Genomic DNA, 19,487 nt, shown 5'->3' with positions numbered 1-19,487 from the left:
CTTCAATTTGCGTTCGCAATACAAGTTCATTTGACCTATGTATCTATCATAACATATTCCCGGACAAAAAGTAATAGAATCATACCATTTCATTAAAATGGAATTTTTTGCCGTTCTAATACCTATTGGCAGCTTTTGCGGGCAGGGTGGTGTATTCGAATCCATTTACGCCGGCCGGCACTTATAGTATTCTAGTTGGGAGAGTTTTTTGAAAGTGATTGATGAGAAGGAGTGCGATATACTGTTATGGGCCAATCCTTATTACAAATGAATACCATTTTTATCAGTATTATCATTGAGGCGCTGCCTTTTATTGTACTGGGTGTGTTGATTTCAGCCATCATCCAGATGTTTGTCACCGAGGAAATGATCGCAAAGGTTATGCCTGCCAACCGTTTTTTGTCTATTGCTTTCGGAACGGGGATTGGCGCGCTCTTTCCCGCCTGTGAATGCGGAATTGTCCCGATTACCGAAAGGCTTGTCAGAAAAAATGTTCCGCTTTATGCAGCGATTGCTTTTATGCTGACGGGGCCGATTATTAACCCTGTAGTCATTTTTTCAACGTTTGTCGCATTCGGGGACAGCTGGAAAATGGCGCTGCTCCGGTGCGGTCTGGCGATTTTTACCGCTGTCTTAACAGCAATCGCCATCTCCTACTTATTTAACGAGAATCAGCTGCGGGAATTTGTCGACCAAAAATTGCATCACCACGGGCATCATCATGAGGAACAGCCCCTCCGCTTCCGCGAAAAAATCACGGGCGTCATTGACCATGCCATTGATGAATTTTTCTCCGTCGGCAAATTTCTTGTGTTTGGCGGGTTGATCTCATCGGCGATGCAGACGTTTTTCCGGACGAGCACGCTTCTCCAGCTTGGCCACACAAAAGCGACCGCCATTTTAATTATGATGCTACTTGCTTTTATTATGTCGATCTGCTCAGAAGCGGATGCGTTTATCGCCTCTTCTTTCAACGGCATGTTCGGAACTCCGGCCATTCTTGCTTTTTTAGTATTCGGCGCAATGGTCGATATCAAAAATTTGCTCATGATGCTGCATTCGTTCAAGAAAAAATTTGTTTTTTCAATGATCGGACTGATTATTTTGTTTGTATTCACAGGCACACTAATCTTGTAAGAAGGTGTTGGCAATGCTGCGGTTTATTGTGTTATTCGGTTTCGCCTATTTTTTTATGAAATTGCATGCAACGGGCGATATCAGCAAATATATCAATATGAAATATTCTTACTTGTCTTTTTCGATGATTTTTGCAATGGGTTTTTTAAGCCTGTACCAGCTCGTAAAATGGGTCAAAGCGGGAAACAAGGGGCAGGAAAACAGCCATGTCCATCACCATCATCACGGCCACTTGCATGAACAGGATGAAAATACATGGTACAAAAAAGTGTTTACGTACGGGATGATCCTGATTCCGATTGTGACGGGCATTTTTCTTCCGGTTGCCACTTTAAATTCAACGGTAGTCAAAGCAAAAGGATTCCATTTTTCGATGATCGATAATGACAAGGACCAGTACGCAAACCATCAGATCCTCCGCCCAAACTCAAGCCTTTACTATGACCAGAACCAATATGCGGAAATGGAAAGCTCAGACTTGAAAAAGTACAGCAAACTCAGCCATATTGTCCTTGACGATAACCATTATTTTCACGGACTCGAAACGATTTACAATTATCCGGGCAGCTTTATCGGCAAAAAAGTGACCATCGAAGGCTTTGTGTACCGGACGAAAGATATCAAACCGAATCAGCTGTTTGTGCTTCGTTTCGGCATCATCCACTGCATTGCAGATGCCGGCGTGTACGGGATGCTCGTTGATTTTCCGGATGATATGAAAGGATTGAAGGAAAATACGTGGATCGAGGTAGAAGGACAGCTGGATACAACTTACTACACGCCATTTAAGGAAAATATCCCGTATTTAAAAGTTACAAGTTATAAAAAAATCAATGAGCCGAAAGATCCATATGTTTACCGGCAGTATAATTAACCAGGTTTAGCGGCGCAATGCAATTTTTCGGACATCTATATATTGTATTGCGGCGGCAAACCTTTTATAATGAAAACAGAACATACATTCGAAAGAGCGTGATGGTGTTGAAGTGCATTCGATTTATCCATGCAGCCGACCTGCATCTGGACAGCCCGTTTGCCGGACTCAGGCAGCTTCCGCAGGCGTTGTTTGAACGGGTGAAGAACAGCACATTCCGGGCATTTGAAACACTATGTGATTTGGCGCTTGCAAAAAAGGTGGATTTTTTGCTGATTTGCGGCGATTTATATGATGGGGAAGACCGCAGCCTGAAAGCCCAGATCAGGCTGAGAAAGCAGTTTGAGCGGCTTCAGGAAGCAAATATCACAGTATTTGTGCTTCACGGAAATCATGACCATTTAAGCGGCACCTGGACAAAACTGGACATGCCGGCGAATGTCCGTTTTTTTTCCGCGAATGTGGAAACGAAAAGTTTCACCGCGGAAAATGGGGCGATAGTCCATTTGTACGGCTTTAGTTACCCGAAACGACATGTATTTGAAAAAAAAGTGGATGAATACCGGAAAATTGGGGAAGCCGATTTCCATATCGGCATGTTGCACGGCTATCTTGAAGGCGGGAACAGCTTGCACCAGCCTTACGCCCCTTTTGCACTGCGCGATTTGCTGGAAAAAGGCATGGATTATTGGGCGCTCGGCCATATTCATCAGCGTTTGATCCTCCATGAACATCCTTTTGTCGTTTACCCGGGGAATATCCAGGGAAGAAACCGGAAAGAAACAGGCCCGAAAGGCTGTGCTATTGTCGAAATGGATGAGTTCAGCACAACTGTATCGTTTCTTGAAACGGCCGATATTTTATGGGAAAAACGCACCGTTTCCGCAAAAGGGGTGGAGGATTTTAACGCCCTTTATGCGGCATGCAGGCGCACAATGGAAGAGGCAAGGAAAGATGCGCAAGGTACATTTCTGCAATTGGAGCTTCAAGATGTGGAAAATTTAAATGGAGAAACGCTCGAAAAAACGAAAAACGGTGAACTGATGGAAGTGCTGCAGGAAGGCGAAGAAAGCGAGCAAAACTTTGTCTGGGTCCACCATTTGGAGCTGCCCGATTTATTATCGGCGCCCAAGATGAAGGAATACGAATTTATCCGGCAGGAAATGCAAAAAACCATTGAAGTTTTGCAGGAAGAAGGGGGAACGGTTGAGGAAGCGGTATCCCCCTTGTTCAGCCACGTATATGCAGGACGTTACCTTGACCCTTTCACCGAAGAGGAAAAACGCATGCTTTTGGCAGAAGCGGAATCCGTTGTTTTGAATAAAGTAAGGGGTGGGGCGAAGCAATGAAAATTTTGGAAATCCATATATACGGCTTCGGAAAGCTTGTTGATTTCCATTTAACAGATCTCGGCGCGCTCCAGGTCATCTACGGAGAAAACGAAGCGGGAAAATCGACGCTCATGGCGTTTATCCAGGCCGTTTTGTTCGGTTTCCCTTCAAGGCAGCAGGCCGGACACCGTTATGAACCGAAAACGTCTGTGGCATATGGCGGGCAGCTTGTGTTGGAAACGGAAAAAGGCGGCATTGTCACGGTTGAACGGGTAAGGGGCAAAGCGGCGGGGGAAGTGACCGTCACATTTGCAAACGGGAAAGCGGGCGGCGAGGAGGCGCTTGCCGACGTCTTAAACGGCCTGAACAAGCCGATGTTTCAGTCGATCTATTCTTTTAATCTGCTTGGCCTGCAGGAAATCCGGAAATTAAAAGGCGATGATATTAGCCGCTATTTATTTGCGGCGGGAACGGTCGGGACAGACGCGCTCCTTTCCGCGGAACAGGAGCTGCAGAAAGAGATGGATGCGCTTTTTAAGCCGAACGGGCGGAAACCGGTTTTAAATGCGATGCTGCATGATCTGCGCGCGCGCGAAAAAGAATTGAACGGCTTAAAAGCGCAAAATGGCCGATACGGGGAATTAAAGGTGCGGCAAATGGATTTACAGGAAAAACGAAAAAAAATTGAAACGGAGCTGGAAGAGCTGCGAAGATCGCTGCAGCAAAATGAGCACCTCTTAAAAATGTGGCCGCATTATGTCGAAAGGAAACAAACTGCCCGGAAGCTTGCGGAAATGGGCCCCGTCCGTTTTCCGGCAGACGGGATCCGCCGGCTCGATCAGCTGATGCATGAACGCCGCGCTTCAGCCGGCCGGTTATCCGCAGTGCAGCAGCAAAAAAAGGAACTTATCCAAAAATTAGAAGGGATTAGGCCGAATCCGCTGTTCGACGAGTATGGCGTGCAAATCCAGCAGTTGCTTGATGACTGGCCGCAATTCCGGCAATGGCAGGGGGAAACGGAGCGGCTGGAGTATGAACGCGAATCCTTGGACGGCCAAATCACGCACTTGGCGGCTATGCTGAATCTCACGGAAGAGGAAGCAGCGGAAACGCCGGAGCTTGATTTAAGTATGGCAGCAAAAGAAAAACTGCGCTCCCTTGTCCAGGCATATGAAACCGGCAGCACCTCGCGCCAGGCTTACCTGTCCCAGCTCAATGAATTGGAGGAAAGCATAAAATCCGTTGAGCAGCAATGCGCTCGGCTTGAAAAAGATCTTGTTTCTGAAGAAGCTTTCCGGGCTTTAGCGGAAAAACGGCAGCAGCAAGGAAAAAAAGCGGGTTTGGAAGCTGATTTGGAACGCGACAGGATGCAGCTCCGGAGGCTGAAACAACTGGCCGGTGCTACCGGGAAGCCCCCGTTTCTGGTCTTTATCATGGCGGTATTGTTCCTCTTTGCGGGAGTGTGGAGCCTGGTTAGCGGGCAATACGCCTTTTTAGCCGTCTCCATATTGGCGCTCATATTTTCCGGCTTTTATGCTGCAGGCAGCAGAAACCGAAATCCGTTTAAAAAAGAAATCCTTGAAATGGAGCGCGAAATAGAGGAGAAAGAGAAGGTACTGCAAAACTGGAAAGAAGATGGCGCTTCTCTGATCGAGTATGAACAGCAAAAACAGCTGCGGGAAAATTGGAAACAGCTGATCCTTCAGCTGGAAAAAGACGAACAGCGAGCCCGGCATATTCGGAACCGCCTCAACCATATGGAAACGGAAAACAGGCGCCTGCTGGAAGAGATAGACGCATTTAAGCAAACACTTAAACTGAATGACCGCTTCCAGCCGGGCCAGCTGATGGACGCTTTTGGTTTGCTTTCGGATTTAAGCCAAAAAGTGGTGCAGCGGGCGCGCGTAGAGGAAAAATTGGAGCGCCTGAAAAGCCTCCAGTCTGGATTTGCCAGGTGGATGGAAAAGCTCTGGTCACTGCTACAAGCCGGCTGGCCGCTGACCCAGGAAGGGATTTTGGAGCTGAAAAAAGCATTGTCTGAACATCAGGAGAACAAAATCCTCTACCAGGAATGGAAAAAAAAGTTAACCGAAATGGAAGAACAGGAACAACTTTTTGAAATGGAAACTGCATCCATTGATAAAGAAATGAAAAAATTATTTTCCCTTGCGGATGCTGCAGATGAAGAAGCGTTCCGGAATGCGAGCCTCCTCCACGAAACATACGAAAGCCTCCGCAGCAAATTGGCATTAATGGATCTGCAGTTAAAAGCGGAAGACCTGGAAATGCTGGATGCCGTAAAAGACGAGGCCACTTTAAAGCAGAAACATTTTCACCTTGAGGAAAAAATCTCCGAAATGGAGAAGGCGTTGGACGGAATAAGCAAAGAATCGGCTGAAATTGGTTTTGAAATTAAAAGGCTTGAAGAAGGTGGCACATTCACAGAGAAGCTCCACCAATATTATAGTGCTCTGTCGGATTTCCGGGAAGAAGCGGAAGAATGGGCCAGGCTTTCCGTGGCAAAAAGCCTGCTTGCAAAAATGATGGAAAGGCTGCGTGAAACCCGTTTCCCGCAGGTACTCAAAAAAGCGGAATCTTATATGAATTATTTGACGGACGGCGCATATCGTTCCCTCCATTTAATGGAAGATGGCCAATTTTATGTCAAACGGCGCGACGGCATGCTTTTTTCCGCAAACGAACTGAGCCAGGCAACGGCGGAACAGCTTTATATTGCTTTACGTTTTTCCCTTGCGGAAGCACTTGGGCAGGAATTCCCGTCCCCGATTGTGATTGATGACGGGTTCGTCAACTTTGATTACAACCGGACCGAAAAAATGGCAAGGCTGTTGAAAAAATTAAGCGAAACAAGGCAGGTTCTCCTCTTTACATGCCAAAAGCATATGCTTCATTTTTTTGAAAACGGGCAGGTGAAAAAGCTGGAAAGCAGCCCTTCCGTCGGAAAGCATTACAGTTTGGAATAAAGGCACGATCCGGCTGGATTATGGTATACTCAACTATAAGAAAATGATTTTTAGGGGTTAGATCGGAGGATTGTTTTATGTCAAAAGGGCTTCTCTACTATGAGGTGGGCGAGCAGTTCGATGCTTTTCTTCTTATAAAACATGTGGCAAAAGGCATCGCCAGCAACGGCAAGCCTTTTTTAACACTCATCCTTCAGGACCGAACAGGGGATATCGAAGCCAAACTTTGGGATGCTTCGGAGCAGGATGAGCAAACGTATAAACCCGAAACGATCGTAAAAGTGGCCGGGGATATTTTAAATTACCGCGGCCGGATGCAATTGAAAATCCGGAAAATCCATCCGGCTTCCCCAGACTATGGGGTCCGGATCTCCGATTTTATTGAAACGGCTCCGATGCGGCAGGACGAAATGATGGGGAAGATCACACAGTATATTTTTGAAATGAAAAATCCGAATATCCAAAGGTTGACGAGGCATCTGCTGAAAAAATACCAAAAGCAGTTTCTCGTCTATCCTGCGGCAACGAAAAATCATCATGAATTTGTGTCAGGGCTTGCCTATCATGTTGTCTCGATGCTTGATTTGGCGAAAGCCATTGCCGATCTGTATCCGTCTTTGGATCGTGATTTGCTGTATGCCGGCGTCATTTTGCATGATTTGGGGAAGGTGCAGGAGCTGTCCGGACCGATCTCAACGTCTTACACTGTCGAAGGCAACCTGCTCGGGCATATTTCCATCATGGTAAACGAAATTGCGAAAGCGGCTGAAGAGCTCGGTATCCATGGGGAAGAAGTCATGGTGCTCGAACATATGGTACTGAGCCACCACGGGAAATTGGAGTGGGGCAGCGCAAAACCGCCAATGATAAAAGAAGCGGAAATCCTTCATTATATCGACAATATTGATGCAAAAATGAACATGCTCGACCGCGCCCTCCGGAATGTAAAGCCCGGCGAGTTCTCCGACCGCATTTTTGCGCTCGATAACCGGTCTTTTTACAAGCCGGCATTCCATAAATAGTATTTCTTTTTGGATGCCTTTCAAATAGAAAGGCATTTTTTAGTTGAACAGGCCATAGATTATAGCAGGGACAAACCGAAAGGAAGTGGGAACATGGATTTTCCGATCTGGATTTATTTTGTCGTGGCAGGTATCGTCATATGTGCATTTATGGCCGTGAAAAGTGCAAGGGATGAGCGGGAACAGGAACAGGCATGGATTGAAAAAGAAGGGGAAGTCTTTATCGAACGGATGAAAAAAGAAAAAGAAATGCGGCATGGGGATCCGGAAAAAGCCCATGAAGCATAGGCGCCGCCAAAAAAGCCGCCCATTTTTCGGTGGGGCGGCTTTTTTGGCATATTTAATTGCTGGAAGATGTGGAAGAAGATGAGCTTGTCGTCGTTCCAAGCAGGGAATCAAAAGTATTTTTCAAATCATCATCTTTGACTTTAATGTCAGCAGCTTTTAATTCCTTTTTCAAAGCAGATTGGATTTTTGCCGATGTGACTTTTGATTCTTTATATTTTTGCAGTACTTCTTTTTTCATTTCATTATACGGCTTTTTCTCTTTTTTCCCTGTCACTTGGATAATATGGTAGCCGTAAGAAGTTTTGACAGGGTCGCTGATCTCATTGACCTTCAACTGATAAGCGGCCTTTTCAAAATCGCTGTCCATTTCGCCTGCGCCAAACCAGCCCAGGTCTCCGCCTTTCGAGGCAGTTGCCGTATCGGTCGAGTATTTTTTCGCCAATGTTGCAAAATTCGCACCCTTATCAAGCTGTTTTTTAATGTCTTCCGCTTTGGATTTGCTGGAAACAAGGATATGACGCGCTTTAATTTCCGGCTTAATTTCATTTTTATAATAATCTTTTAATTGCTTTTCTGTCGGGTGGATCGTAGCTTCTGCAGCTTTTTGCTCGAGGAGGCCGACTTTAATGCTTTCACGGAAATCTTTTTCATTTGCATATCCGTACTGCTGAAGTGCCGAATCAAAAGTACTGCCCAATTGGTCTTTTGCCTGGTTTACTTGGTTGTCGATTTCTTTTTTGGAGACTTTATACTTTTTGGACAGCACTTTTTCGATGGTAAGCTGCTGAAGTACCGAAGAACCATATTTATCCTTCATGGCATTATATAATTCATCTTTCGTGACATTTCCGGCATCCGTTTTTACGACTGCGCTGTTGCCGCATGCAGCAAGCCCGAAAACGCTGGCCGCCAAAGTAAGGGATAGAACCCATTTTTTCATACAAGAACAACTCCTATTCATTTTGTCGTGCAAGGGAGACTTACAATCACTACTATATCATAAATTGAAAAAGAAAAGAAATGGATGATTGGGTTTCTTATGCAAATTTAACACGATTATTATTCTTTTTTTATTTTGGCGCTGTTTGTTGAAGATCGCTCGTTTATAGGGACACCTGCGGGGTAAACTCGCGGATGTGCCATGAGCGAAGCGGATTTTGCGACAATCAACATCGTACGCTAACACAGCCGTTATTTTAGATGGGCGTTTGGTTTACTCAAATTGGATGAATGCAGCATAGGATATGCCGAAAGAGAAAAAAGGAGGTATATGAAATGGGTTTTGCATATGGCGGGGGATTTGCCCTTATTGTTGTGCTATTTATTTTGTTGATCGTGGTGGGAGCGTCGTATCTGTAAAATAGAGCCGGAAAAATAGACGTAAGCCCTAACCATTACGGATGCTGATGAATACAATAACTCAGGAAACAAGAGGAGGTGGATCGAATGAGCGGAGGAGCAGTTTACGGAGGCGGATTTGCCTTACTGGTTGTGTTGTTCATTTTGTTGATTATTATTGGTGCATCCTGGGTATGGTAAAAAAATGGGGGCCGGCAGCCTAAGCCGGCCTTTTTCTTTTGTTCCGATGTTGCCATCGCGAAATCCGTGCGCCCCTGATAAAGGCGCCTCCGCTTTTCTATGTATATAGGATGTCAAGGTAGGAAGAAAAGAGTAAAATAGTAATGAGGATGTTGATGGTCCGAAAGACTTCCACTGCCGTTCTTCGGGAATTTCTTTTTTTGTGCATAGATTGCTTGTCAAAATGTTGGTAAAGTATAAAATAAAGAAAGCGTAGCATATAAAAAATACAAGCAAATACATGCCGGTCGGGCCTCCTTCCAAAAAATAGAACCGTTCAGTGAATGGTTGTTCATTTTATTGATAGACGATGCCATCAAAAATATAAACGAGGGAACTGAATGGAAACAATCGATCAAAAATTGGAAAAGTTTGAATTTTACCAATCACTGTTTTTGAAAATGATCGAATCCGATCAAAATGCTTTCTATAAGATGGTCATAGAAAAGCAGCTGGCAAAGCAGGATGTCGAGCAATTTTATAATTTGTGCGAACAGCTGACACGTGAACTGAAAGAAATGAAGGAGGAAAAATTTGTATACTTTTATCCGCTTTTTCAGCAATTTAAAGTTCGCCTGCATGAAAAACTGAAACCGGCGGAAGTGATTGCGGCTTGTTTGCAGCAGGGGTTGTACCCCGAGTTAATGGAAGCGTTGAAACGGAACCTGTAGCCGCAGCGAAAACTTATCAGGAATGGTTCAGTGAAGGTTTTCCAGCACGTCCGTTTCGACGATGTCCTCCAACTCCGTCCGGTAAATGGAATTTTCTACAATATCCATAAAATCTTCCCCGTAAATTTGGCGCACGATTGCTGCCAATTCAATCATATCTGGGAATTTCCCGTACAGCTCATAAAGCGGCATTGTCCCCTGTACAACCGAGCTTTTTTTTGGATTAAACGCTTCCAGAGACTTTAGGAAGATTTCTTTCCCTTTATTTGTCAATTGGATGTAAGTGTTCCGTTTGTCGTTTTCTTTTTTTGAAAATTCGAGTAAGCCGCGTTCCTCCAACTTTTTTGAAAAATTGAAGGCTGTTGATACATGCATGACCCCGAATTTTGCCACATCAGATATGGATGCGCCTTTTAAATGGTATGCAATCCATAAAATATGATGTTCATTGATGTTCAGGTCGAAAGGTTTGATCCATTGCTGCCAATCTTTTTCAATGGTTTTCCAAAGCGCTTTCGACAGCTGTGTAATCCTTTTGCAAAACAGCAAGTACTCGTTGACCGTTAACATTTGTTCCGTCATTTTTTCCATCACCCCTTACACTATATAATAACATTATGCCAGTAAAATAAAAAATAATAAAGATATAATTTGCGAAATTTTTTGAAACAGGGGTGGTAAGAAAAAAGCCCAAAAAGCGCAGCTTTTTGGGCATGAACGAATTATTATGAAGACTTTTGTTGCAACTGTTTCTCCAGGTTTTCAATCGTTTTTTGGATTTCTTTAATCTCGTTCTGCAGGGCATCTTTATTTGGCTCAATACTTCTTTGCCATTCCTTAATGAATTGCTTGATGTCGTCCATCACTTCTGCGACGGCTTTTTTTCCTTCTGTTGACAGCTCCTGGATCGAATCTTTTAATTCTTTCACATTTAGGGCAATTTTCTTCGCAGATTCAATGAAAGCTCCGGAATTATTTATTAAAGCAGCCCTTATTTTTTTCCCTGAAGCGGGTGTTGTCAAAAGGACGGATACGGCGCCTGCCGTTCCCCCGACCAGCAATCCGTATATGAGACTGGCTTTTTTCAAAATAAGCACCTCCCTGTGAATTTGCTCTTTCATTATATGATAAAAGGTTTGCAGCCCTTTTGCAAAATCCTGTTTACTATTTACCCGCGCCCTGTACATGTTAACCCAAAAAATGGCATATAGTATAATAGTCCAGACAGGGAAAAGGGGAGTCTCAATGGGACGTGTTTCATTCTGTTTTTTTCTGATCGGCGCCATCCTTTTAGCCGCAATGGCCCGCCATGTGCAAATATACCAAAAAAGAAGAATCTATCCGCCAAGGAAGTTGGTGAGGCAAAGAATCGCCTTTTTTGGCGGTGCGGGGATCGTATGCTTTTTGCTTGCTGTTCTTTTACTTCTGTTTTGAATCCAGTATAAAAAACCGCCGGAAAGACCGGCGGCCATTTTTCCACGCTTTACATGCTGTGTACGATATCTGTGCGTTTGACAACGGTAGAAACAATCGGATAAAGGATAAACATCACGACAGCGTTCAATGCGGCTGCAGGCAAAACGACAGTGCCGAACAAAATGGCGAAAGACCCCGGCAGCCCAACAAGGAAATAAGCCGAACCTAAAAATGCCGTTCCGGAAATAATCGTGCCAACAGCCGTCAAAACAACGAGTATCGGCAACCTTTTCGACAATTTGCCGGATGCAGCCAGCAAGCCGTAAAAAGCAAACGATGTGATCAGCTTATCAATCATGTTCGGGAAAAAACCGCCTGGAAAACTTGATGTTAATCCGGCAATGATCCCGGTCACGGCACCGAGCAAAAGAACATATTTTTTCTCTCTAAATAAAATAATGCCGATAAACATCATCGTGAGCATCATATCGGGCTTCATCCCGAACACGAAACCCGGTATCACTGTGTGCAAAACCGCACCAATCCCAACAAGCAATGCCAAGCTGACAAGCGATTTTGTTTTCATTTGCCTCATCTCTCCTCATCTCTTCTCGTCAATTGGCTTTCCCGGCGTGCCCTCATGGCCGGCGGCGAAAGATTACCATTATTATATCATGTTTCCGGAAGAGTTGTGAATGTTTTTCACAAATTCGCTGATTGTCTATCCCGTAAAAAAAATCCTGCAGTGTGGCAGGAGTTCATTTCATATTTTCTCTGCAATGGCGGAAGCAATTTGCTGGAGGTCTTCCTGGGAGTAATCTTTTTCATGTGTTTTCCAGACTGCCCCGAAGCCGTCGCCTTTCCCATATCTTGGAATGAGGTGCATATGGTAATGGAATACGGACTGGCCGGCAATCTCGCCGTTATTGTTCAATACATTGAGCCCATCCGGCTGAAATGCCGCTTTTAAAGCGTTGGCCACCAGCGGAACGGATTCAAAAAAATTACGGGCAATTTCCGGTGTCAGTTCGTAAATATTTTCTTTATGTTTTTTAGGGACAATGAGCGTATGGCCTTTTGTCACTTGGCTGATGTCAAGGAAAGCATACACATGCTCATTCTCATATACTTTTGCGCTTGGGATCTCACCGTTCACAATTTTACAAAAAATGCACATTCCCATCAACCTTTCCATTTTTTTGATTTCATTATAACGGATAGAAAGGTGAAAGGAAAGAAAACGGGACGGAATCCGTATTGGTCCGTCCCGCTTGCAGGGTTTTTTACAGGTATATTGCCGAAAAGCGCCTTTGATCAACCCATCATTTACGATGAAAGTGGTTGATAATGGGCTTTCTCAACTCTTTCCAACGCTATCATCCCCTTATCGGGTTAAAGTTTAAAGTGCTTTTGCCTTTAAACCATGATGATCTGCCGCAAACACCTTTCGATTTGAATGGGTGCCTGGAAATGGTTTACTGGCTTACCTTAAGCATTTCGTACCGGTCTTTGACAACCACCCCGATTTGCTTATTGATTTCCCCTGCATTTATAGAATGGGCAGAATTCCGGAATCTATGCATGCTGGAGCGAAAATTTTACGGGCGGAATTTCTGATTACATTCAGTCCGGCCGGCATTCATGGTACAATAACGGTACGGGTACAGAACTATGGACAAAAGGGGTTCTTGAAATGGCACTATTGGAAGTTCAATCATTAACGGGAGGCTATACAAAAAAGCCTGTCATACAAGATGTTTCATTTACGGTGGAAGCCGGCAAGCTGATCGGCTTAATCGGCTTGAACGGCGCAGGAAAAAGTACGACGATCAAGCATATTATCGGCCTGATGGAACCGAAAAAAGGCCAAATCACAATCAACGGGAAAACATTAAAATCGGATCCGGATGCTTACCGGAAACAGTTTTCATACATACCGGAAACCCCGATCCTGTACGACGAGCTGACATTGGAGGAACATTTGAAACTTACCGCAATGGCGTACGGTATCGATGAAAAAACATACGGTGAAAGAACGGAGACCTTGTTGAAGGAGTTCCGCCTGCATAAAAAACTCGGCTGGTTCCCGGCAAATTTTTCAAAAGGAATGAAGCAAAAGGTCATGATTATGTGCGCCTTTTTGGTTGAGCCAAGCCTGTATATCATTGACGAACCTTTTCTTGGTTTGGATCCGCTCGGCATCCGATCGCTGCTCAATTTAATGAATACGATGAAAAAAAAGGACGCAGGCATATTGATGTCTACGCATATTTTGGCAACGGCGGAACGGTATTGCGACGGATTTATCATTTTACATAACGGAAAGATCCGCGCAAAAGGGACGCTATCACAACTGCAGGAGCAATTCGGCATGCCTGGTGCGACATTGGATGATTTGTACATCCGGCTGACAAAGGATGATGAAGATGAACGGAATTGACCACCTTTGGAAAGAACGGTTTGCGTCGTATTTAAAAGAGCTCAGGCGCTACAGCCGGTATATTTTTAACGACCATCTTCTATTTGTGCTCATTTTCGGGCTTGGGGCCGCTGCTTTTTATTACAGCCGCTGGGTCCGGCATCTTGAACCCGATTTCCCCGCCGCACTTGTGATGGGCGTAGTGCTCGGGCTTGTTTTGGCGGCCAGCCCTGTCCATACTTTGCTAAAAGAAGCGGACCAAGTGTTCTTGATCCCGATGGAAATGCGGATGCGCCCCTTTTTCCGGAAGGCCATCCTGTTCAGCTTCAGCATCCAGGCGTATGTGTTGCTTTTTGCGCTTGCTGCCCTGATGCCGATGTATGCCAAAGTGACGGGTCGAGGATTCGGCAGTTTTTTCGGCCTGCTCGTGATGCTGTTCGTTTTAAAAATATGGAACCTGCTTTTGGTTTGGTACGTATTAAAACTGACGGATGCTTCCGTCCCTGTTTGGGATTGGATTGTCCGGTTTGCCTGCAGCGCCGCGTTTGTTTTTCTTGTTGTAAAATGCGCCCCTGTCTGGCTGGTCGGGATATTGGCTGCTGTGATGATCGTTTTGTTCGCATATTTTTACAGGCTGGCAAAAAACCGGACGCTGAGGTGGGATGTGCTGATCGAACGTGAACAGAGAAGAATGATGGGTTTTTACCGGTTTGCGAATTTGTTCACAGACGTGCCGGAACTGAAAGCGCAGGTAAAACGGTGCAAATGGCTTGATCCGCTCCTTGGCGGCATCCATTACGGGCAGGAACACGCTTACCAATATTTGTTTGCGCGGACATTCCTCCGAACAAGCCAATATTTCGGACTTTATGTGCGGCTGACGACAATCGGGGCGGTATTGCTGTTTTTCAGTCATGAACGTTTACTGGCGTTATCCCTTGCGGTTGTGTTTATATACTTGACCGCATTCCAAATGATTCCCATGATCGGCTACCATGATTTAAAAATTTGGCTTCAGCTTTATCCGGTCCACACTCGCTTAAAAAAAGCCTCTTTTCTCCGATTGCTGTCGGTTTGCCTGTATGTGCAGACGGTAGTGTTTGCGGCGGCTTCCGCTTTAAACGGCTTATGGATGAACGGGTTGCTCGTCCTCGCTGCAGGGGCCGTGTTTACGTGGTTGCTTATTGTCTGGTATGTTCCGGGAAAAATCCGGAAAACATGAAATACACAGTAAAGGAGTGGTTTCATGGAATATGAAAAGGAAGCCCGCCAGGAATTGGAAGAGTGGAGACGGAAAATCACGAAGCGTTCCGGGATATTGAGCCGGGCTGCAAAAGGTGCACAATTGAAAATCAACAATTGGATCCCGGATAAAGTGCAAGCCGTGATCACGGAAGGCATCAGGAAAATGGTGCAGGGCGCTTTATATAGTTCCGAATTTTTAACGAAAAGCGGTATGACCGCTCATTTGCCGCTCAAGGAAAAAGAAACACTGATCTGGGAAAAACTCGAACGTTATAAAAAACTGGCGTCCGCGGAAGGTGCGGGAACTGGGGCGGGTGGTTTTTTCCTCGGCTTGGCCGATTTTCCGCTGCTGTTGTCCATCAAGATGAAATTTTTGTTTGACACGGCTGCCATCCACGGGTTTGACACGGATACGCCGGAAGAACGCTCCTTTATTTTGCACGTCTTCCAGCTTGCGTTTTCAAGCGATGCACACCGGAAAAAGATGCTCGGGGTGGTTGAGAACTGGGAAGAGCATCCCGTCCTTCCTGAAGAAATTGATTGGAAAGTGCTGCAGCAAGAGTACCGTGACTATCTCGACTTTGTCAAAATGCTGCAGCTTGTGCCCGGCATCGGCGCTGCGGTCGGGGCGTACGCGAACTATAATTTGCTTCATCATCTCGGGGAAACGGCTTTGAACGCCTACCGGATCAGGTATTTTTCGGATAAAAAAAGAGCGCAGGCTTTTTGAACCGCCTGCTCCCTTTTTTACGCATTTTGATACTGGATGGCTGCAGTGCCCAATGTTTTTGCCGCAATCAACATTGCTTTTTCATTGATGTCAAAACGGGGATGGTGGTGCGGGTAAGCCGGGTCCGCTTTTTCCGGATCCGCCCCAGTGAAGAAAAAGGCCCCTTTTACATGCTGCAAATAATAGGCAAAATCTTCCCCAATCATGGACGCGTCAATTTCTTCGACTTTTTTTACTTCAGGAATTTGTTTCGCGCATTCCGCCAAAAATTCCGTCTCCGCATCGTGGTTTACAACCGGCGGGTAGCCGCGGAAATATTCGTAGTCGTATTTGCAATCGGCTGTCAGGCATGTTCCTTTGACGATCCGCTCAATTTCTTTTTCCACGCTGTCCCTTACTTCTTCGTCAAATGTCCGGACTGTCCCTGTGATTTTCGCCGTATCGGCAATGACATTGAATGCATCTCCGGATTCAAACGTACCAATTGTTAGTACGGCCGATTGGACCGGATTGATGCGCCGGCTGACAACTTGCTGGAGATTGGTGACAAGCTGCGCCCCGATTACGACGGCGTCTTTTGATAGATGCGGCTGCGCGCCGTGCCCGCCATGGCCATGGATCATGATTTCAAAACGATCGGCTGCTGCCATGAATGGCCCTTTTCGGTACTGGATATGTCCGGTCGGAGCCGTTGCCCATAAATGTGTGCCGAAAACCGCATCAACCCCGTCGAGGCAGCCGTCTTCGATCATTGCTTTCGCCCCGCCCGGCGCAAATTCTTCGGCATGCTGGTGAATGAATACAAACTCACCTTGCAGTTCATCTTTCAATTCGTGGATCGCTTTGGCAAGGATCAGAAGCGTCGCGGTGTGCCCGTCATGCCCGCATGCATGCATCACACCCGGCACTTGCGATTTATACGGTACGTCATTTTCTTCCTGGATCGGAAGTGCATCAAAATCGGCACGCAGTGCAATTGTTTTTCCGGGTTTGGCGCCTTTCACACGGGCGACGATGCCGTTTCCTCCGACATGCTCGCGCACCCCAATGCCTAGTTTTTTGTAAAAATCAGCAATATAGCGGGCCGTTTCCACTTCTTTAAAAGATAATTCCGGATGCATGTGGAGATATCTCCTTACTTCCACCATTTCCGGGTATAGGGCCTCAAGCTTTTTATGTAAATTTTCTAATGGCATCCAAACTCCCCCTAAGATAATGTTTTTACTATTATATCATGGATTTTTCCTTTTAAAAGAAAGCGGCGCAGGGGATGCGGCCGCTTTTTGGGGTTCAGATGAGGAAAATGGCAACAATGGTGGTCACAACAAGGCCGATGATGACCGGGATCAAATTGCGCCGCGCGAGTTCAAATGGATCGACGTTGCAGATCGCCGCCGCCGGGATCAGCGCCCACGGAATAATGGTTCCGCCGCCGACATAAATGGCGGCAACTTGCCCGAGTGCCGTCAAGGTTGCTGCGCCGGAGCCGATCGCATGGGAAAACAGATTTGCAATCGAACCGGCGAGTGAAATCCCTGAAAACCCGGATCCATCAAGGCCGGTAATGACGCCGACTCCAGCAACTGTTAATGCGCCGATTTTTTTTGAGATTGGCATAACTGCCGCCAGAGCGCCGCCGAGGTCATTGACAATACCTTGGGAAGCTTTCGGTAGTTCGGCACCTATCATCGTGTGGAAGCCATCCCCGCCAAGATAGAAAAATGCAGCAATCGGGATCACAGGTCCGAATACTTGGAAACCGAATTGCAGGCCATCGATCAAATATTTCGTAACGTTTTCCAGACCGTTTTTGTGGGAACCGGTAAGGGCGATCAAGAGCAAAATGATGATCGACGTGCCGCCGACCAGTGCCGTAGCCGCATCCCCCTGTAATTTGAAGACGGCCATTGCGGTGATGTCGAGAATAAATAACACCGGGATGAGTACGGCGAAAAAATTTCTGTAGGCGGGCTTGAGCCGGAATTCTTTGGTGCCGGATGAAGCGGAGGCGTGTGCTGCAGTTTGGATTGCGGCAGGAAGCACACCTTTTTTTATGTCGCGTTTTAACAGCATGAAGGCGGTAATGGTTGTGACGGCGCCCATGACGATGACTAATGGGATGCTTGCTTCGATAACGGATGATACCGGGAGCCCAGCGCCGTCCGCCGTTAGTTTCGGCGCGCCCTGGATGACGTAGTCGCCGGAAAGCGCGATGCCGTGGCCGAACAAGTTCATGGCAACAGCTGCGCCGATTGCCGGCAGCCCGACCCGCAATGCAACCGGCAGCAGCACGGCCCCCATAAGTGCAACAGCAGGGGAAGGCCAAAAGAAAGTTGAGATCACAAACATCAATAGCCCGATCACCCAGAAAGCGAGGTTTGGCCCTTTGATGAGTTTGGCAAACGGGGCGACCATCACATCATTGATGCCGGTATCAAGCAGGCTTTTGCTCATCGAAACGATAATCGATATAACAAGAATAATCGGCAGTAATTCTTTAATGGCAAACACAAAACTGGTGAAAACCCCGCTGACTGATGCGGAAAAAGAACCGGTCGCAATGAAAGCAATCACAAAAATTCCGGCAATGCAAATAATGGACGTATCCTTTTTCAACACCATCATGCGAATAATAAGAACAATAAAGGTTAAATACACCCAGTGAATAATCGTCAAATCAATGCCCATCTCCATACCTCCTTCTTTAATGCAAGGTATGCGGAGGCATAGGATAGGTGACTGTCCCGGATTGCAGTTATCCGTTTGATTTCTTTTTTGTTTCGCTAGGTAATTCCCGATAAGCATTCCTATATGCTCTGTAAAAATAAGTTTTATTTGTAAAACCAACTTCCTGGATAATACTGCTGATTGAATGATTGGTCGTTTCCAGCAACATTTTGGCACGATTGAGGCGTTGTTTTGTTACGAGCTCAGTGAAAGTTAATCCGGTTTTCTCTTTCACCAAATTACTTAAGTAATTTTTATTATAGCCCAATTTCTCTGCCGCTTTCTTTAAGGTTATGTTTTTATAGTCCTTCTCAATAAGCTCGAGAAAGGCAATAATATTTTCATTACTTGGATAAGAGAGACGTGGATCAGAAAATTCAAGATTATAATTGCGAATCAATTCAGTAAAGAGAATTGGGAGATAAAGGCTGGTTATTTCTCCCGAAAAATCTTTTGGGAAAAAGTACTCTAAAAAAATTTGATGAAGAATATGTTGAACATGCGGTATCTTTCCAACGTGAAAAATCAGGTAATTGTTCTGGTTTTGGACTCCGCTAAAAGAATTTAAAAGAAATTCGAATAATAAACTCCTGCTTTTTTTCACGCTATTTAACCATTTAATACTGATATTGCTATTTCTAAATAAGATATTAATTAAAATATCTTTTTCGCCCAGTGCTTTTATTTCATGGGTTGTACCTACATCCATCAGCAATAAATCACCTTTATTTAGTGTTTCTTCATTCCCGTTAATAATTTGGTTATACGAACCGGAAAACATGTAATTCATTTCAAAAAAGCCATGGGAGTGGGAAGGGTAATCTGCAAAGCGGTTATGCTTGCTAATATAAATATCTTTGTTAGCAAAAAAATACTGATCCAAAAATTTTACCTTCTCACCTTTTTGAATGGTTGAATATGACGGAATATCCTGAATATGGGTTGCGTTCAATTTTTGAAGTTTTTCGATTGGGGTCAATTCAAATAAATACTCCGATATTTTATTTAACTCTGTTTCTGGCATAAGCTCGTCTCCTGTATATTTGTTACAATCATCTGGTTCAA

The 19,487-nt window shown here is 45.3% G+C and carries 21 protein-coding genes and 1 pseudogene; 13 read left to right on the top strand and 9 right to left on the bottom strand.

What is annotated here, in order from left to right; genetic code table 11:
• The first annotated feature begins 246 nt into the window (after positions 1-246).
• The 6 genes from BpJC4_RS01400 (at position 247) to BpJC4_RS01375 (ending at position 7,636) form a co-directional block, all read left to right on the top strand.
• Positions 247-1,137: a permease gene (locus BpJC4_RS01400; protein WP_151680138.1), complete on the top strand. Its 891-nt coding sequence runs from the start codon at positions 247-249 to the stop codon at positions 1,135-1,137.
• A gap of 13 nt (positions 1,138-1,150) precedes the next feature.
• Positions 1,151-2,011 carry a TIGR03943 family putative permease subunit gene (locus tag BpJC4_RS01395; RefSeq protein WP_151680137.1) on the top strand — a complete coding sequence of 287 codons (861 nt, stop codon included), beginning with the start codon at positions 1,151-1,153 and terminating at the stop codon, positions 2,009-2,011.
• A 101-nt stretch (positions 2,012-2,112) separates the two neighbouring features.
• Entirely contained in the window at positions 2,113-3,360 is a 1,248-nt protein-coding gene (locus BpJC4_RS01390) for a metallophosphoesterase family protein (RefSeq protein WP_253718610.1), read from the top strand.
• On the top strand, positions 3,357-6,326 hold the full coding sequence (locus BpJC4_RS01385; RefSeq protein ID WP_151697442.1) for an ATP-binding protein: 2,970 nt from the start codon (positions 3,357-3,359) through the stop codon (positions 6,324-6,326). The genes BpJC4_RS01390 and BpJC4_RS01385 overlap by 4 nt, the downstream gene beginning before the upstream one ends.
• Positions 6,327-6,403: 77 nt before the next feature.
• A complete protein-coding gene (gene yhaM, locus BpJC4_RS01380; protein ID WP_151697441.1) occupies positions 6,404-7,348 on the top strand; it encodes a 3'-5' exoribonuclease YhaM in 945 nt (314 codons plus the stop codon).
• Between the two features lie 93 nt (positions 7,349-7,441).
• Entirely contained in the window at positions 7,442-7,636 is a 195-nt protein-coding gene (locus BpJC4_RS01375) for a sporulation YhaL family protein (RefSeq protein WP_151680133.1), read from the top strand.
• A gap of 52 nt (positions 7,637-7,688) precedes the next feature.
• Here BpJC4_RS01375 and BpJC4_RS01370 read toward each other — a convergent pair whose 3' ends face one another.
• Entirely contained in the window at positions 7,689-8,576 is an 888-nt protein-coding gene (locus tag BpJC4_RS01370) for a peptidylprolyl isomerase (protein WP_151680132.1), read from the bottom strand.
• Positions 8,577-8,911: 335 nt separating this feature from the next.
• Between BpJC4_RS01370 and BpJC4_RS01365 the strand changes: the two genes are divergently transcribed.
• The gene (locus BpJC4_RS01365) at positions 8,912-8,995 is read left to right on the top strand and encodes a YjcZ family sporulation protein (RefSeq protein ID WP_151680194.1); all 84 of its coding nucleotides are present in this window, start codon (positions 8,912-8,914) and stop codon (positions 8,993-8,995) included.
• An 87-nt stretch (positions 8,996-9,082) separates the two neighbouring features.
• Positions 9,083-9,175, top strand: a complete 93-nt coding sequence (locus BpJC4_RS01360; protein ID WP_151680131.1) for a YjcZ family sporulation protein — start codon at positions 9,083-9,085, stop codon at positions 9,173-9,175.
• A 97-nt stretch (positions 9,176-9,272) separates the two neighbouring features.
• On the opposite strand, the pseudogene BpJC4_RS17020 reads toward BpJC4_RS01360, so the two are convergent.
• Positions 9,273-9,457: pseudogene (locus tag BpJC4_RS17020) on the bottom strand (hypothetical protein).
• Between the two features lie 98 nt (positions 9,458-9,555).
• On the opposite strand from BpJC4_RS17020, the gene BpJC4_RS01355 reads away from it, so the two are divergent.
• Positions 9,556-9,885 carry a DUF1878 family protein gene (locus BpJC4_RS01355; protein ID WP_151697440.1) on the top strand — a complete coding sequence of 110 codons (330 nt, stop codon included), beginning with the start codon at positions 9,556-9,558 and terminating at the stop codon, positions 9,883-9,885.
• A 27-nt stretch (positions 9,886-9,912) separates the two neighbouring features.
• On the opposite strand, the gene BpJC4_RS01350 is transcribed toward BpJC4_RS01355, so the two are convergent.
• On the bottom strand, positions 9,913-10,476 hold the full coding sequence (locus BpJC4_RS01350) for an HTH-type transcriptional regulator Hpr (protein WP_371862188.1): 564 nt from the start codon (positions 10,474-10,476) through the stop codon (positions 9,913-9,915).
• 134 nt (positions 10,477-10,610) lie between these two features.
• Complete coding sequence (locus tag BpJC4_RS01345; protein ID WP_253693531.1) at positions 10,611-10,982, bottom strand: YtxH domain-containing protein; 372 nt, start codon at positions 10,980-10,982, stop codon at positions 10,611-10,613.
• 88 nt (positions 10,983-11,070) lie between these two features.
• Between BpJC4_RS01345 and yhzF the strand changes: the two genes are divergently transcribed.
• Positions 11,071-11,319: a membrane protein YhzF gene (yhzF, locus tag BpJC4_RS17300; protein ID WP_503827268.1), complete on the top strand. Its 249-nt coding sequence runs from the start codon at positions 11,071-11,073 to the stop codon at positions 11,317-11,319.
• Between the two features lie 49 nt (positions 11,320-11,368).
• Here the strand turns inward: yhzF and BpJC4_RS01335 are convergent, their stop codons facing one another.
• Entirely contained in the window at positions 11,369-11,887 is a 519-nt protein-coding gene (locus tag BpJC4_RS01335) for a tryptophan transporter (protein ID WP_151681930.1), read from the bottom strand.
• 177 nt (positions 11,888-12,064) lie between these two features.
• Positions 12,065-12,484 (bottom strand): HIT family protein, encoded by a 420-nt coding sequence (locus BpJC4_RS01330; RefSeq protein ID WP_302466616.1) that lies wholly within the window; start codon positions 12,482-12,484, stop codon positions 12,065-12,067.
• Positions 12,485-12,994: 510 nt separating this feature from the next.
• Here BpJC4_RS01330 and BpJC4_RS01325 point away from each other — a divergent pair.
• The 3 genes from BpJC4_RS01325 to BpJC4_RS01315 are packed head-to-tail and all read left to right on the top strand — an operon-like array spanning position 12,995 to position 15,695.
• Entirely contained in the window at positions 12,995-13,741 is a 747-nt protein-coding gene (locus BpJC4_RS01325; RefSeq protein ID WP_151681932.1) for an ABC transporter ATP-binding protein, read from the top strand.
• Positions 13,728-14,942, top strand: coding sequence for an ABC transporter permease (locus tag BpJC4_RS01320; RefSeq protein ID WP_151697439.1), 1,215 nt, complete (start codon positions 13,728-13,730; stop codon positions 14,940-14,942). Before BpJC4_RS01325 ends, BpJC4_RS01320 begins: the two co-directional genes overlap by 14 nt.
• A gap of 24 nt (positions 14,943-14,966) precedes the next feature.
• Entirely contained in the window at positions 14,967-15,695 is a 729-nt protein-coding gene (locus BpJC4_RS01315; RefSeq protein ID WP_151697438.1) for an EcsC family protein, read from the top strand.
• A 17-nt stretch (positions 15,696-15,712) separates the two neighbouring features.
• Here BpJC4_RS01315 and BpJC4_RS01310 read toward each other — a convergent pair whose 3' ends face one another.
• The 3 genes from BpJC4_RS01310 to BpJC4_RS01300 all read right to left on the bottom strand — a co-directional run bounded on the left by BpJC4_RS01310 (position 15,713) and on the right by BpJC4_RS01300 (position 19,446).
• The gene (locus BpJC4_RS01310; protein WP_151697437.1) at positions 15,713-16,891 is read right to left on the bottom strand and encodes a M20 family metallopeptidase; all 1,179 of its coding nucleotides are present in this window, start codon (positions 16,889-16,891) and stop codon (positions 15,713-15,715) included.
• A 94-nt stretch (positions 16,892-16,985) separates the two neighbouring features.
• A complete protein-coding gene (locus tag BpJC4_RS01305; RefSeq protein ID WP_151681936.1) occupies positions 16,986-18,383 on the bottom strand; it encodes a hypothetical protein in 1,398 nt (465 codons plus the stop codon).
• Between the two features lie 67 nt (positions 18,384-18,450).
• Positions 18,451-19,446, bottom strand: a complete 996-nt coding sequence (locus BpJC4_RS01300) for a helix-turn-helix domain-containing protein (protein ID WP_151697436.1) — start codon at positions 19,444-19,446, stop codon at positions 18,451-18,453.
• Positions 19,447-19,487: the final 41 nt, after the last annotated feature.

It is taken from the genome of Weizmannia acidilactici, from assembly GCF_008974185.1.
Taxonomy (GTDB): domain Bacteria; phylum Bacillota; class Bacilli; order Bacillales; family Bacillaceae_C; genus Weizmannia; species Weizmannia acidilactici.
The sequence above is the reverse complement of the archived record's forward strand: the minus strand, read 5'-3'. Positions and strand labels throughout refer to the sequence as shown.

What these genes read in the sequence shown, in the direction of transcription:
- BpJC4_RS01370 (WP_151680132.1), bottom strand. Translation starts at nt 8,576, where the DNA reads ATGAAAAAATGGGTTCTATCCCTTACTTTGGCGGCCAGCGTTTTCGGG.
- BpJC4_RS01375 (WP_151680133.1), top strand. Translation starts at nt 7,442, where the DNA reads ATGGATTTTCCGATCTGGATTTATTTTGTCGTGGCAGGTATCGTCATA.
- BpJC4_RS01360 (WP_151680131.1), top strand. Translation starts at nt 9,083, where the DNA reads ATGAGCGGAGGAGCAGTTTACGGAGGCGGATTTGCCTTACTGGTTGTG.
- BpJC4_RS01305 (WP_151681936.1), bottom strand. Translation starts at nt 18,383, where the DNA reads ATGGGCATTGATTTGACGATTATTCACTGGGTGTATTTAACCTTTATT.
- yhzF (WP_503827268.1), top strand. Translation starts at nt 11,071, where the DNA reads ATGTTAACCCAAAAAATGGCATATAGTATAATAGTCCAGACAGGGAAA.
- BpJC4_RS01310 (WP_151697437.1), bottom strand. Translation starts at nt 16,891, where the DNA reads ATGCCATTAGAAAATTTACATAAAAAGCTTGAGGCCCTATACCCGGAA.
- BpJC4_RS01320 (WP_151697439.1), top strand. Translation starts at nt 13,728, where the DNA reads ATGAACGGAATTGACCACCTTTGGAAAGAACGGTTTGCGTCGTATTTA.
- BpJC4_RS01355 (WP_151697440.1), top strand. Translation starts at nt 9,556, where the DNA reads ATGGAAACAATCGATCAAAAATTGGAAAAGTTTGAATTTTACCAATCA.
- BpJC4_RS01400 (WP_151680138.1), top strand. Translation starts at nt 247, where the DNA reads ATGGGCCAATCCTTATTACAAATGAATACCATTTTTATCAGTATTATC.
- BpJC4_RS01325 (WP_151681932.1), top strand. Translation starts at nt 12,995, where the DNA reads ATGGCACTATTGGAAGTTCAATCATTAACGGGAGGCTATACAAAAAAG.
- BpJC4_RS01335 (WP_151681930.1), bottom strand. Translation starts at nt 11,887, where the DNA reads ATGAAAACAAAATCGCTTGTCAGCTTGGCATTGCTTGTTGGGATTGGT.
- BpJC4_RS01350 (WP_371862188.1), bottom strand. Translation starts at nt 10,476, where the DNA reads ATGGAAAAAATGACGGAACAAATGTTAACGGTCAACGAGTACTTGCTG.
- BpJC4_RS01390 (WP_253718610.1), top strand. Translation starts at nt 2,113, where the DNA reads ATGGTGTTGAAGTGCATTCGATTTATCCATGCAGCCGACCTGCATCTG.
- BpJC4_RS01300 (WP_151697436.1), bottom strand. Translation starts at nt 19,446, where the DNA reads ATGCCAGAAACAGAGTTAAATAAAATATCGGAGTATTTATTTGAATTG.
- BpJC4_RS01330 (WP_302466616.1), bottom strand. Translation starts at nt 12,484, where the DNA reads ATGGGAATGTGCATTTTTTGTAAAATTGTGAACGGTGAGATCCCAAGC.
- BpJC4_RS01395 (WP_151680137.1), top strand. Translation starts at nt 1,151, where the DNA reads ATGCTGCGGTTTATTGTGTTATTCGGTTTCGCCTATTTTTTTATGAAA.
- BpJC4_RS01365 (WP_151680194.1), top strand. Translation starts at nt 8,912, where the DNA reads ATGGGTTTTGCATATGGCGGGGGATTTGCCCTTATTGTTGTGCTATTT.
- BpJC4_RS01385 (WP_151697442.1), top strand. Translation starts at nt 3,357, where the DNA reads ATGAAAATTTTGGAAATCCATATATACGGCTTCGGAAAGCTTGTTGAT.
- yhaM (WP_151697441.1), top strand. Translation starts at nt 6,404, where the DNA reads ATGTCAAAAGGGCTTCTCTACTATGAGGTGGGCGAGCAGTTCGATGCT.
- BpJC4_RS01315 (WP_151697438.1), top strand. Translation starts at nt 14,967, where the DNA reads ATGGAATATGAAAAGGAAGCCCGCCAGGAATTGGAAGAGTGGAGACGG.